Here is a 13169-nt window from a genome sequence, read left to right on the forward strand (position 1 = left end):
AGGAGCCATCATGAGCGCCGGGGACGGTCTTCCGCCGCTGCGCGACGTCGTCGCCCGCCACGGCCTGGAGCCGAAGAAGGCGCTCGGCCAGAACTTCCTGTACGACCTCAACCTGACCGGGCGGATCGCCCGGGCAGCGGGTCCCCTCGCGGGTGTGACCGTGGTGGAGGTCGGCCCCGGTCCGGGCGGCCTGACGCGCGCGCTCCTCGCCGAGGGCGCCGCCCGCGTCGTGGCGATCGAGCGCGACCCGCGCGCCCTGCCGGCGCTCGCCGAGATCGCCGCCCATTATCCGGGACGCCTCGAGGTGGTCGACGCCGACGCCCTCGCCTTCGATCCGCGGCCGCTGGTGGGCGATGGTCCCGCCCGGATCGTCGCCAACCTGCCCTACAATGTCGGCACGGCGCTGCTCACCGGCTGGCTCGACGGTGAAGCCTGGCCGCCCTGGTGGGATCAGGCCGTGCTGATGTTCCAGCGGGAAGTCGCCGAGCGCATCGTCGCCAGTCCCGAGGAGCGGGCCAATTACGGCCGGCTCGGCGTGCTCTGCGGCTGGCGGACCGAGGCCGAGATCCTGTTCGACGTCAGCCCTTCGGCGTTCGTGCCGCCACCGAAGGTGACGTCGAGCGTGGTGCGGCTTGTGCCGCGGGCGGAGCCTTTGCCCTGCCGCGCCGGTGCGCTGGAAGCCGTCACCCGCGCGGCCTTCGGCCAACGCCGGAAGATGCTGCGTCAGAGCCTCAAGGCGTTGACGCCCGAGCCCGGCATCCTGCTGGCCGCGGCCGGGCTTGTCGAGACGGCGCGGGCCGAGGAAATCCCGGTGGCAGGCTTCGTCGATCTGGCGAACCGGTGGGACGCGCACAGAAAAGCCGGCACCGCGGGGGCGGCGCCGGCTTGAAAGCCTGCACGGCGGCTCCGGCCCGGAGGCCGGAGCGCGGCGCAATCAGCGGGTCTGCTGGATCGCCGAGAGCACCCAGCCGCGCCCGGGCTGGCGCAGGAAGGTCCAGAGCTCCGTCGCCTCGGACGTATCCGTCGAGACGACGCGGCCGCTGGCCCGCTCCACCATCACGTCCTTGAGGGCGTAGCGCATCGCCACGGTGGCGTAGTCGGTGCGATCCTCACCCCAGGCTTCCGCAAGGTCGCCCTGCAGCAGCTTCACGTCCGAGATCGTGTTCACCACGCCGCGGGCCGCGTTGTTGCGCAGCTCCTCATCGAAGTAGCCGACCATCTCGGGCGTCGACAGGTTGCCCAGCGTCACCCGATCCTCGCGGGAATAGGCATCCTGAACGTCGCCGAGCAGCCGCTCGAACGCCTGATAGTCGGCCGGGCCGATCTGGACCGGGCGTGTCTGCGGCGGCCGCTGGCCACCGCCGAACATGCCGGCGGCGGGGCCGGCCGGAGCACCGCCCATCGGGCCGCGCGCGCCGGGCTCGTCGTTGAGCGACGAGCGGGCATAGGGGGCACCGGCGCCGGCCGGCTCGTTCCGGCGGCGGAAGAAGCGCAGGGCCAGCATCACCACGAGCACGACGAGCCCGACCTGGAACAGGAGGCCGATCATCGAGGCGAGGCCGCCGAGGCCGCCGAAGAAGCCGCCGCCGAGGAGTGCGCCGATCAGGCCGGCACCCAGCAGGCCCGCGAAGAAGCCGCCGCCGAACCGCCGGCCGGGCGCGGCCGGAGCCTGCATGCCGGGGCTGCCCATGCCGGGGGACGGCGCGGTCTGCGAACGCTGCATGGTCATGCCGCCGCCCGGGGCCGTCGGCGTGGCCGAGGGGGCCGTGTAGGTGCGCGAGCCACGGGATCCGAACGATCCGCCGCCGCCCGGACGGGCTTCGACGACGGGCGCCGCGACGGTCAGCGCAGCGGCCAGCGCCATGAGGGCGGCCACACGTCGGCGGCGCGAAATCTCAGTAAACATGTACACGCCTCAGAGGACGAGAACCGAAGAGCGCGGAGCGCCAGTGACGATATGGGAACGGCCCGGCTCGGGTTTTAGTCCTGCCCGACGGCGCCGGGATGACGTTTTCCACGGGAGCGCCCCCCGTCCATGGACGCGGAGAACGGCGATCCGGTCGAGCCGGGCACGCCGAACGCCCGCTGCCCGGGGTTGCGTTGCGCCGCGCGTCGGACCCGGCGGCTCAGTGGAGAGTGCGCTCAGGAGCCGCCGGAAAGACGAGGCGCACCTGGGTCCCCTCCCCGCTGCGACTGTCGAGGGTGATGGTGCCGTTCTGGCGCTTCATCAGCCCATGCACGATCGCGAGGCCCGCGCCGCGCCCCGCCTCGTGACTGGTCTGAAACGGCGCCAGGGCCCGGGTGAGCATCTCGGGCGACATGCCCAGCCCCGTATCCCCGACTGCGATCCCGACGCTGCCGAGGCCCGGCTGCTGCAAGGACCGGTCGCCGGGATCGATCCGAAAGGTCGACAGAGTCAGCGTTCCCCCGGACGGCATGGCCTCGCAGGCATTGGCGACGAGATGCCGCAAGGCGAACTCAATCTGGGTCGGATTGCTGATCGCCCGGGGCAGGCCCGGCGTCGCCGCGACGGTGAGACGGATGCCCGGCGGCAGATCGGGCTCGAGGCGGCCTGCGAGATCCGCCACGATCGCGTCGAGGTCCACCGCCCGGACGTCGGGCGCGATGCGTCGGGAATAGGCCAGCAGGTGCCGGGTCAGGATCGCCGCCCGCTCGGTGGCGTCGGCTGAGCGGGCGATCGCCCGCTGGATGAACGGCTCCTGCCGGTCTCCGAGGCGACGTTTCAGCCCGTCGATGTAGCCGATCAGGATCTGCAGGAAGTTGTTGAACTCGTGCGCCACGCTGTTGGTCAGCAGCCCCAGTGCCTCGCGCTGGCGGGAGAGGGCGAGCGCCCCCTCGGCCTCGCGGCGCGCCGTGACGTCGAGGATCTGGCCGATGCGGTTGCGGGTACCGGGAAGCGGCGCCGTGTCCAGATGGGCCCAGAAGGTGGTCCCGTCCGCGCGTGCGGCCAGGAATTCCTGACTCGCGGGGCCGGCGGGATCGAGCGCCGTCGTGCGATGGGCCAGCATGAGGTCCAGACCCTGCGCGGCGAGCCGCTCGGCCGGATACCCGGCGAGATGCTCCAGGGCCGGGTTGGCGTGGAGGACACGGCCCTGCGGATCAAGCAGGAGGCTGGGCGTCGGCAGCGCGTCGAGGAGCGAGCGGGCCTCGCCGCCGAGCGGCTCCCCCCTGGCCGCACTGTGATCCGTCCCGGGCTGCACCATGCTGCGTTCGCGCTCAGCGGATGCGGAAGGTCCGCGACGGGCCAGCGATAGCGATGAACGGCGTCACGGCCAAGCGCCGGCCGCCGCGAGCACCAGCTACTGGCGCACCCACATGACCCGCGCCATCCAGGCGATCTCGCCGAGATTCAGGACCCGGTCCTCGTGTTCGGGGTTCAGGGAGGCCAGCTCCACGGTCCGGGCCGTGCGCCGCTTCAGCTCCTTGGCCAGGACCTCGCCGCCATGCAGGCGGACCACGACGCGGTCGCCCTTGCGGACGCTGGCCGTGGGCGACACGATCAGCACGTCGCCGTCCCGGAACAGCGGCAGCATGGAATCGCCCTGGATCTCCAGCGCGAAGGCCCGCTCCTCGCCGAGATCCGGAAACTCGATCTCCTCCCAGCCCGCGCCGCCGGTGGGCATGCCCTCGTCGGTGAACAGGCGTCCGGCGCCGGCCTGCGTCAGGCCGATCAGCGGAACCATGGTGCGGGCGGGAATCTCCCGCGCCTCGATGAGCCGCAGGAACTCGTCGAGGCTCGATCCGGTCGCAGCCAGGACCTTGGACACCGATTCCGTGGAGGGCCAGCGCTTGCGGCCGTCGGCGCCCACGCGCTTCGAGCGGTTGAAGCTCGTGGCGTCGAGGCCGGCGCGGCGGGCGAGCCCGGAGGCCGAGTAGCCGTGGCGCTCGGCGAGCCGGTCGATGGCGTTCCAGATCTGCTCGTGCGACAGCATCGCGGACTCGGAGGCTCACCCTCAGCGGGCCGGCACCCCCGTCTCACCAGCCGGGATCCGGCTGCCTCGGGGGCACGGAGACGGTTTGTCCGCCGGGTCCGTTCAAAACCCGCCGGGTACGCGCGGAGATACTTGACAATTTACTTTCCGGATCCGCTCTGCCGGTCCGGACAGGGCTGTGTGACGTCCAGCCTAGTTGTAGGAAAGTAGAACTACGGGCGTCAGATTGCAATCGCTCCTCGAATCGGCAGAGCGCATCGGTGTTGCCGCCGGCGCCCGGCGCCTCTATCGACGCGTCGGTTCCGGGGAGCTTCGATGCCGCTCATCTACAAGATCTGTCCGCGTGCCCTGTGGCGCGAGGCCGAGGCCGCGGGCCAATTCACGGGGGCGCCGATCGATCGCCAGGACGGCTTCATCCATTTCTCGACGGCCGCCCAGGTCGCCGAGACGGCCGCCCGACACTTCGCCGGACAGGACGACCTGCTCCTCGTTGCGGTCGAGGCCGAGGCGCTCGGCGACGGCCTGCGCTACGAGCCCTCCCGGGGGGGCGACCTGTTCCCGCACCTCTACGGTCCGCTGCCGCTCTCGGCCGTGGTCGCGGTGGACGAAATGCCGCTGGACGGCGACGGGCGGCACGCATTTCCGGCCGGGATCCTGCCGGCATGATCGACGCCGCCTTCCCGCTCGTCCGGCCGCTCCTCCATCGCCTTGACGCGGAGCGCGCGCACGACCTGACGCTGCGCGCCCTGGCGCTCCTTCCGGCGGCTGGCCCGCCGACGGACGACCCGCGCCTCGCCGTCGACCTGCTCGGGCGCCGTTTCCCCAACCCGGTCGGCCTCGCCGCCGGCTTCGACAAGGGCGCGCGCGTTCCCGACGCGTTGCTGAGCCTCGGCTTCGGCTTCGTCGAGGTGGGTGGGGTGGTGCCGCGACCGCAGCCCGGCAACCCGCGGCCGCGGGTGTTCCGCCTGACCGCCGACCGGGCGGTGATCAACCGCTTCGGCCTCAACAGCGAGGGGGTGTCGGTGGTGGCCGGCCGGTTGCGTGCCCGGAAAGGCCGCTCCGGGATCGTCGGCGTCAACATCGGCGCCAACAAGGAGTCCACCGACCGCCTCGCCGACTACGCGGCCTGCACTGCCGCCCTCGCGCCGCTGGTCGATTTCGTCACCGTCAACGTCTCCTCGCCCAACACCCCGGGCCTGCGCGACCTCCAGGGCGAGGCCTTCCTCGACGAACTGCTCGCCCGGACGGTCGAGGCCCGCGACGCGGCGGGTGCCGACGCGGCGATCCTCCTGAAGATCGCCCCCGACATGGCGTTGGACGCCCTCGACGCGGTCTGCGCAACGGCGCAACGGCGCGGCGTCCAGGCCCTCGTCGTGTCCAACACCACCGTGGCCCGTCCGGCGAGCCTCCGCGAGCAGGGGCTCGCCCGGGAGACCGGCGGGCTGTCGGGCCGGCCGCTCTTCGGCCCGGCGACCCGGATGCTGGCCCAGACGCGCCTGCGGGTCGGAGACACGATTCCGCTGATCGGTGTCGGCGGCGTGGATTCGGCGGAGGCCGCCTGGGCCAAGATCCGGGCCGGGGCCAGTCTCGTGCAGCTCTACTCCGCGCTCGTGTACGAGGGCCCGGGACTGGTCGGGCGCATCAAGGCGGGCCTGCTGGCGCAGATGGACCGGGCCGGCGTCACCAGCCTCGCCACGGTGGTCGGACGGGACGCCGCGGAACTCGCCCGCACCGCGTGAGAGAGGACGCGCCAGTTTAGAAAGGCTTTGCGGAGTGGGAGCTTAGCCTGTGCCCCATGCATGAGGGGCCTGCGCCCGCACGCCATTGTGAGGGACCTGGAGAGCCGCTTATCTCGCGTCTGCGAGACACGTCGCGTCAGCCAATCCAGGACGGTTCATGGCCCAATCTGAAGGGTCTTCCAAGCGCTCATCCGCCGCCGGCGGCTGGGGTGCTCTGAAGAGCTGCGGCAAGCACCTGCTCGGCAGCCGCGCGCCCCTCACCGGCGCCCGCGCGCTGTTGAAGGCCAACCAGCCCGACGGGTTCGACTGCCCCGGCTGCGCCTGGGGCGACCCGGAGCACGGCTCGTCCTTCGAGTTCTGCGAGAACGGCGTGAAGGCGGTCTCCTGGGAGGCCACCGACAAGCGCACGAAGCCGTCCTTCTTCGCCAAGCACACGCTGACCGAGCTGCGGGACTGGAGCGACTACGCCCTCGAGGGCCAGGGCCGCCTGACGCATCCGATGCGCTACGACGCGGCGAGCGACCGCTACCTGCCGGTGAGCTGGGACGCGGCCTTCGCGGAGATCGGCGCGACCCTGCGCGGGCTCGACCATCCGGACCAGGCCGAGTTCTACACCTCGGGCCGCGCCTCCAACGAGGCCGCCTACCTGTACCAGCTCTTCGCCCGGGCCTACGGGACCAACAATTTCCCCGACTGCTCGAACATGTGCCACGAGGCGAGCGGCGTGGCGCTGATCGATGCGATCGGCATCGGCAAGGGCACGGTCCTGCTGGAGGATTTCGAGAAGGCGGACGCGATCTTCTGCGTCGGCCAGAATCCGGGGACCAACCATCCGCGGATGCTCGGCGACCTGCGCCGGGCGGCCGAGCGCGGCGCCCAGGTCGTGGTGCTCAACCCGGTGCGCGAGCGCGGCCTGGAGCGGTTCGCCGATCCGCAGAACACCGTCGAGATGCTCCGCGGCTCGAGCCGCCCCATCGCCAGCCACTATCTGCAGCCGCGCTCGGGCGGCGACATGGCGGCCTTCCGGGGCATCGCCAAGATCGTGTTCGCCCGCGACGCCGAGGCCCTGGCGGCCGGCCGGCCGTCGCTCCTCGACCAGGCCTTCCTGGAGCACCACACCGCCGGTCTCGACGCCTATCGGTCGGCCGTTGAGGCGACTTCCTGGGACGCGATCCTCGACCAGTCCGGCCTCACGATGGACGAGATCGCCGCTATGGCGGACGTCTATCTCGGCGCGCAGCGGGTCATCGCCACCTGGGCGATGGGCGTGACCCAGCATCGGCACTCGGTGGCGACGATCCGGGAGATCGCCAACCTCCTGTTCCTGCGCGGCCATATCGGCCGCCCCGGCGCGGGCCTGTGCCCGGTCCGGGGCCACTCGAACGTGCAGGGCGACCGCACGGTCGGCATCAACGAGCGCCCCTCCGCGTCCCTTCTGGACGCCCTGGAGCAGCATTTCGGCCTCGCCATGCCGCGCCGGCACGGCCACAACGTACTCGCGGCGATCCGCGCCATGCGGGACGGCACGTCCAAGGCCTTCATCGGGCTCGGCGGCAATTTCCTGCGGGCGACGCCCGACACGCCGGTGGTGGCGCAGGCGCTGGCGTCGTGCCGGCTCACCGTCCACATCGCCACGAAACTCAACCACGCCCATCTGGTGCCCGGCGCGGTCGGCTACCTGCTGCCCTGCCTCGGCCGCACCGAGATCGACCGGACCGAAGAGGGCAAGATCCAGATCGTGACCGTCGAAGATTCGATGAGCATGGTCCACGGGTCGGGCGGCATCAACAAGCCGGCCTCGAAGGAGCTGCGGTCCGAGATCGCCATCATCGCCGGGATGGCGCAGGCGACTCTCGGCGCCTCCGCCATCGACTGGGCCGGCTTCGCCGCGGATTACGACCGGATCCGCGAGGCGATCGCCGCCACGATCCCGGGCTTCACCGGCTACAACACCCGCGTGCGTAAGCCCCGCGGCTTCATGCTGCGCAACCTCGCCGCCGAGCGGGTGTTCGAGACGGCCACCGGCCGGGCCAATTTCTCGGCGGATGCGCTGCCGGCCGAAACCGAACATCAGGCCGCCCGGAAGGCCCGCGACACGTTCGTGCTGCAGACGTTCCGCAGCCACGACCAGTACAACACCACGATCTACGGGATGGATGACCGCTACCGCGGCGTCTACGGCGAGCGCCGCGTCCTGTTCGCCCATCCGGACGACCTCGCGGCGATCCGCGACCGGCTCGGCGAGCGCGTCGACATCGTGGGCACGCACGACGACGGCATCACCCGCCGCGCGGAGAATTTCCGCCTCGTGCCCTTCGACATGCCGCGGGGATCGCTGGCCGGCTACTATCCGGAGCTGAACGTGCTGGTGCCCCTGTCGACCTTCGGCGAGAAGAGCGACACGCCGACCTCCAAGTCCGTGCTGGTGACCCTGCAGGCGCCCGTGGCCGCGTGAGCCAGGGCCCCGACGAGGCGGCGTTCGTCGCCGCCCTCGACCGGGTTTCGGCCGCTCATCCCGGCCTCGACCCGTTGTCGGCGGGTCTCCTGGCGGCGCTGGATCTCGGCCTGCCGGGCGACAGCCGCGCCTTCGCCCGCACCTTCGGGGTGGAGCACGCCCTCGTGCTGCGGTCGCTGGTCGGCCTGGAGGAGGCGGGGCTCGTCGTGGTCACGGCGCGCGACGGGCGCACCCAGCGGACGCGCTACGAATCCGCCGGGTGCGCCACGTGATGAACAAACGCGGACCCGTCATCACGAGGGTCGCGCGATGACCCAGGCCTGCGCGACACGGCAGAGATTGGCGCTGCGGGCTGGAAGACGGTTCAGAACCCCTTCGCCTTGATCGCCTCGGCCCAGGTGACCGCCCGGCGGTTCACGCCGAGGTGCTGCCGCTCGTAGAGCCGACCCTCCAGCTTGATCGCGCCGCGCTTGGCATATTCCGGGCGCTCGAACGCCTCGATCACCAGCTTGGCCCGGCGCACCTCCTCCTCGGTGGGGGCGAAGGACGTGTTGGCGGGCTCCAGCTGCGTCGGGTGGATCAGCGTCTTGCCGTCGAAGCCCAGGTCGCGGGCCTGACGGCACTCTTCGCGACAGCCTTCGGTATCGGCGATGTCGTTGTACACGCCATCGAGGATGGCCAAGCCCTCCGACCGGGCCGCGGCCAGCGCCATCATCATCCAGGGCAGCATCGGCACGCGGCCGGGCACGATCTTGGCCCAGGTGTCCTTGGCGAGGTCGTTGGTGCCCAGCACAAGGCAGGTCAGGCGGTTGCGCGGATCGCGCTTGGCCCGTGCGATCTCCTGGATGTTGAGGATCGAGGCCGGCGTCTCGATCATCGCCCAGATCGCGATGCCCTCCGGGGCGTCGAGGGATTCGAGCCGGTCGGCGATGCTCTCCAGCACCGCCGGCGACGAGACCTTCGGCATCAGGATCGCGTCGGGCTTGGCTTCGATGGCGGCGTGGAGATCGGCCTCACCCCAGGGGGTCTGCGGGGCGTTGACCCGGATGATCAGCTCGCGGCTGCCGTAAGCGCCGCTCTTCACGGCGGCGCAGACCTGCTCCCGGGCGATCTCCTTTTCCTCCGGACCGACGGCATCCTCGAGGTCGAGAATGATGCTGTCCACCGGCAGGGTCTTGGCCTTGTCGAGCGCCCGCTGGTTCGAGCCGGGCATGTAGAGCACGCTCCGGCGCAGGCGCAGATCGGTCGTCGTGGCCATCGGCTTCTCCCTCCTGGGCCGTCGCGCGGCCTCCTGTCGTTGCACTGCACCCTAAAGCACGAAACCGGCCGCGCCACACCTTGACGATCGGGGCCGGTGAGTTCCCGGGCGGTTTGATACCGCGGCCTCTCTGCGCAGATCGAAGCCGCGGTTTGGTCATGTTCCGCCGCTTAAAGGCCGGACGAAACCAATTCTTGGAACCCGGAAACTCGACGATGCGCAAAGTCTTGGTCACCCTGGCCTTGCTCGGGACATTGGCGGCACCCGAGGCGGCCCGGGCCCAGAGCCGGACCACCCTCGGCGTCGGCTCCGGCGCGGTCGCGGGGGCGCTGGTCGGCGGGCCGATCGGTGCCGTCGCGGGCGCCGTGGTCGGCGGCTTCGTGGGGAACTCGACGGAGCGCGGGCGCCGCCATGTCCGCCGGGGCCGCCGCTACGGCTCCGCGGCGCCGCGCCGGTCCTACCCGCGTCGGGCGGAGGCCGTCATGCCGCGCACCACGGGCACCGTCGCCCGCGCCGCGCCGTCCGCCCAGCCCACCACCTGGAAGGATCCGCGCTAGCAGGCCGCTCGCCTCGCACGGACGCGGAATCCGCCTAGGCCGCCTGTTCGCGGGCGGAGGACGCAGGCTCCCGGAACGTCTCCCGGGCGAGGCCCGGGAAGGCGATCGCCTGTCCGAGGCCCCGGGCGCCCAGGAAGCCCACGAAGGCGAGCCACAGCCCGGTATTGCCGAGGCCCAGGCTCTCGACCAGCACGAGGATCGCGCAATAGGCGGCGAGCGCGCACGCCATCAGGTTGCGCATCGCCCGGGTCCAGGTCGCGCCGATGTAGATCCCGTCATACGCGAAGGGCGCAGCGGCGGCGAGCGGCGCCAGGGCCGCGAGGACGAGGTAGGAGCGCGCCGCCTCGCGCACCGGCCCGTTCGTCGTCACGGCATCGATGAAGGCCGCGCCGCCCGCCAGCGACAGCAGGCTGACCGCGAGCCCGAAGCCGAGGCACCAGCGCAGGCACAGGGTGGCGGCCGCATCGAATGCGTCCGCGTCCCGGGCGCCCACCGCCTGGCCGCAGAGGGTCTCGGCCGCCGTGGCGAAGCCGTCGAGGAAGAACCCGCCGATCAGGAAGAGATTCCACAGGACCGAGTTCGCCGCCAGCACCACGTCGCCCTGCCGGGCGCCCAGCGCCGAGAACAGCACGATGCCGGTGATCAGGGCGAGCGTCCGCAGGATCACGTCGCCGTTGACGCTGAGCGTCCGGCGGAGCGCCGTGGCGTCGCGGAGATCGCGCAGCGGCACCCGGAACGGCCGCGCGCCGAGGCGCGCCAGGAGGACCAGCCCGAGGCCGAGCCCGAGGGCCTCGGCGCCCAGCGTCGCCAGCGCCGCCCCGGCGAGCCCGAGGCCGAAGCCCAGGACCAGGGTGAGCGTCAGCGCGACATTGGTCAGGTTGATCGCGACCTGCAGCAGCAGGCCCAGATCGGTGCGCCCGCGCCCCAGGACCGAGCCGAGCACGCCGTAGCTCGCCAGCACGAAGGGCGCGGACAGGATGCGGATGTGGAAATAGGTCGCAAGGCCCGCAATCACGGCCTCGCTCGCCCCGCTGATCCGGAAGGCGAGCTGGGCGAGCGGTTCCTGCAGGACCACCAGGACCAGGCCGATCAGGGCGCCCGCCGCCAGCGCCCGGGCCAGGATGCGATCGACCTCGGGCTCGTCTTGTCCGCCGACCGCCTGCGCGGTCAGGCCGGCGGTCGCCATGCGAAGCGCCCCGAACGACCAGAAGATCGCGTCGAAGATCACCGCGCCGAGGGCGATGGCGCCGAGCAGCGCCGCGTCGCCGAGCCGGCCGATCACCGCCGCCCCGACGAAGCCGAGCATCGGCGTCGTGACGTTGGCGACCGTCATCGGCAGCGCCAGAGCCAGGACGCGGCGGTTCGTCGGGCGGCCGGAACTGGCGGCGTGCATCAGGCCTCACGCTGGAAAGCTGCGCCGTCCGTGCAAAGCCGGACGAGGGCATCGGCGGGTCAGGCTCCCAGGCTCCGCTCCGCGGCGCCGGGATGACGGGCCTGACCGTGCCGGTCGGCCTCGGATTCGGTCAGCGCGAGACGGCGAAGAGGCGCGCGATCAGCCAGAGCGGCACGACCACGATCGCCCCGGCGAGGATCCAGCCGCCGAAATCGTGGAGCGAGGCGAGCCCGACATCGATCAGCGCCCGCGCCGAATCATAGACGTGCCAGAACAGCCGCCCGGGCGTGAGGCCGAGCATCGACATGAAGGCGCCGACCAGCACCGACAGGAACAGCAGGCGCAGGAACACGCCGGCGGGCGAGCCGCCGAGGAAGCGCCGGAGCGCCGAGGGTCGCGACCGGTAGGTCTCCGCCCCGTAGGGGGCGTTCGGCGGCGCGCCCTGCTGATAGCCTTGCCGGCGCCGGTCGTGATCGACGAGCATTGCGTCCTCGTGAAGCCTCAGGGCCTTCGGATCGGCGACGAAGCGGGCGGAACCGTGGCCGGCGCACCACACCGCGTCGAAACCGGAACGCGGATCGGGCGTTGGCGGGTTTCTCCTGCGCCGTGCAGATGGCAAGCGGCGACGCGCACGCCAAGATGCAGGGCCAAGATGCAGGACGGGGTGGGGCACGACGCCGGGTTGTCGCAGCGCCCCCTCGACCAAAGGGAGAACTCCCGGGATATGGGAGTGTTGTGAGAGGCTCGAGTGCCGACGGGACCATACGCACGATGATCGACCACGCCCTGTTCGACCCGGCGACGATCGATCCCGAGACGATCCGGATCAACGCCGAGATCGTGGCGGCGCATGCCGCCCTGCCCGATCCCTGGTCGCTGCCGATCGCCGAAGTCCGCGAGCGCCGCCGCCTGGGCACCAAGGCGGCGCCGGCCATGCCGCACAGCGCCCGGGCGGAGTGGCTGACGATCGACGGGCCCGGTGGTCCTCTCAAGCTCCGCGTGGTCCGGCCCAAGCCCGGTACGAAGCTGCGCGGCGCCTATCTGCACATCCATCGCGGCGGCTGGGTCTGGGGCTCCGCCGACGAGCAGGATCCCTGGCTGGAGCGGATCGCCGACACCTGCGGCTTCGTCGCCCTCTCGGTGGAGTACCGGCTCGCCCCGGAGCATCCCTATCCGGCGGCGCTGCACGATTGCGAGGCCGCGGCCCTCTGGCTGGCCGGCCCCGGCAAGGTCGAGTTCGGCATTCACGCCCTGACGATCGGGGGCGAGTCGGTGGGCGCGCACCTCGCCGTGATGGTGCTGCTGCGGCTGCGCGACAAGCACAACCTGCCGCGGGCCTTCCGGGGCGCCAACCTGAATGCCGGCTTCTTCGACCTCGGCCTCACCCCATCGGTCCGGAACTGGGGCGAGGAGCGGCTCGTCGTGAACACCCGCGACCTGACCAAGTTCGCCGACGGCTATGTCCGCGAGGGCATCGACCGGCGTCGGCCGGACGTGTCGCCGATCTATGCCGACTTGAAGGGGCTGCCGCCGGCCCTGTTCACCATCGGCACTGCCGATCCCCTCCTCGACGACACGCTGTACATGTCGGCGCGCTGGGCGGCGGCCGGCAATGGCGGCCACACCGCGGTCTATCCCGGCGGGTGTCACGTGTTCGCCCGCTATCCGAGCCCGATGAGCGAGAGGGCCCTGGAACTGATCGACCGTTTCCTGATGGCGCTCGCCTGAGCGACCTGTCCGAGGTCCTTCCGGAGCGGTTCCAGGCCTGGTTCGCGGCCCGCGGCTGGGCGCCCAGGCCGCACCAGCTCGATCTC

At 71.7% G+C, this 13169-nt stretch carries 13 protein-coding genes; 7 read left to right on the forward strand and 6 right to left on the reverse strand.

All coding sequences use genetic code 11. From position 1 onward, the window contains the following. Positions 1–10 precede the first annotated feature (10 nt). Positions 11–889, forward strand: a complete 879-nt coding sequence (gene rsmA, locus A3862_RS28735) for a 16S rRNA (adenine(1518)-N(6)/adenine(1519)-N(6))-dimethyltransferase RsmA (protein WP_043755655.1) — start codon at positions 11–13, stop codon at positions 887–889. A 45-nt stretch (positions 890–934) separates the two neighbouring features. On the opposite strand, the gene A3862_RS28740 is transcribed toward rsmA, so the two are convergent. The 3 genes from A3862_RS28740 to A3862_RS28750 form a co-directional block, all read right to left on the reverse strand. After that, positions 935–1906: a TIM44-like domain-containing protein gene (locus A3862_RS28740; protein ID WP_043755653.1), complete on the reverse strand. Its 972-nt coding sequence runs from the start codon at positions 1904–1906 to the stop codon at positions 935–937. A gap of 220 nt (positions 1907–2126) precedes the next feature. Next, positions 2127–3224 (reverse strand): two-component system sensor histidine kinase NtrB, encoded by a 1098-nt coding sequence (locus A3862_RS28745; RefSeq protein ID WP_043355979.1) that lies wholly within the window; start codon positions 3222–3224, stop codon positions 2127–2129. 96 nt (positions 3225–3320) lie between these two features. Continuing rightward, a complete protein-coding gene (locus A3862_RS28750) occupies positions 3321–3953 on the reverse strand; it encodes a S24 family peptidase (protein ID WP_043355978.1) in 633 nt (210 codons plus the stop codon). A 315-nt stretch (positions 3954–4268) separates the two neighbouring features. Between A3862_RS28750 and A3862_RS28755 the strand changes: the two genes are divergently transcribed. The 4 genes from A3862_RS28755 to A3862_RS28770 all read left to right on the forward strand — a co-directional run bounded on the left by A3862_RS28755 (position 4269) and on the right by A3862_RS28770 (position 8419). Further along, positions 4269–4619: a DUF952 domain-containing protein gene (locus A3862_RS28755; RefSeq protein ID WP_043755651.1), complete on the forward strand. Its 351-nt coding sequence runs from the start codon at positions 4269–4271 to the stop codon at positions 4617–4619. Further along, entirely contained in the window at positions 4616–5692 is a 1077-nt protein-coding gene (locus A3862_RS28760) for a quinone-dependent dihydroorotate dehydrogenase (protein ID WP_043755649.1), read from the forward strand. The genes A3862_RS28755 and A3862_RS28760 overlap by 4 nt, the downstream gene beginning before the upstream one ends. 157 nt (positions 5693–5849) lie before the next feature. Beyond that, entirely contained in the window at positions 5850–8147 is a 2298-nt protein-coding gene (locus tag A3862_RS28765; protein WP_043755647.1) for an FdhF/YdeP family oxidoreductase, read from the forward strand. Next, on the forward strand, positions 8144–8419 hold the full coding sequence (locus A3862_RS28770) for a hypothetical protein (protein WP_043351746.1): 276 nt from the start codon (positions 8144–8146) through the stop codon (positions 8417–8419). The genes A3862_RS28765 and A3862_RS28770 overlap by 4 nt, the downstream gene beginning before the upstream one ends. A gap of 92 nt (positions 8420–8511) precedes the next feature. Here the strand turns inward: A3862_RS28770 and A3862_RS28775 are convergent, their stop codons facing one another. Further along, positions 8512–9405: an HpcH/HpaI aldolase/citrate lyase family protein gene (locus tag A3862_RS28775; protein ID WP_043383208.1), complete on the reverse strand. Its 894-nt coding sequence runs from the start codon at positions 9403–9405 to the stop codon at positions 8512–8514. Between the two features lie 215 nt (positions 9406–9620). Between A3862_RS28775 and A3862_RS28780 the strand changes: the two genes are divergently transcribed. Beyond that, on the forward strand, positions 9621–9962 hold the full coding sequence (locus tag A3862_RS28780) for a hypothetical protein (RefSeq protein ID WP_043383204.1): 342 nt from the start codon (positions 9621–9623) through the stop codon (positions 9960–9962). A 34-nt stretch (positions 9963–9996) separates the two neighbouring features. Here the strand turns inward: A3862_RS28780 and A3862_RS28785 are convergent, their stop codons facing one another. Further along, positions 9997–11355, reverse strand: a complete 1359-nt coding sequence (locus tag A3862_RS28785) for an MATE family efflux transporter (RefSeq protein ID WP_193376716.1) — start codon at positions 11353–11355, stop codon at positions 9997–9999. A 130-nt stretch (positions 11356–11485) separates the two neighbouring features. Next, positions 11486–11839: a DUF6460 domain-containing protein gene (locus A3862_RS28790; protein ID WP_043351744.1), complete on the reverse strand. Its 354-nt coding sequence runs from the start codon at positions 11837–11839 to the stop codon at positions 11486–11488. 287 nt (positions 11840–12126) lie between these two features. Between A3862_RS28790 and A3862_RS28795 the strand changes: the two genes are divergently transcribed. Continuing rightward, positions 12127–13083, forward strand: a complete 957-nt coding sequence (locus A3862_RS28795; RefSeq protein ID WP_043383200.1) for an alpha/beta hydrolase — start codon at positions 12127–12129, stop codon at positions 13081–13083. The last annotated feature ends 86 nt before the right edge of the window (positions 13084–13169 follow it).

The sequence above is a fragment of the Methylobacterium sp. XJLW genome (assembly GCF_003254375.1).
GTDB classification, from domain to species: Bacteria; Pseudomonadota; Alphaproteobacteria; order Rhizobiales; family Beijerinckiaceae; genus Methylobacterium; species Methylobacterium fujisawaense.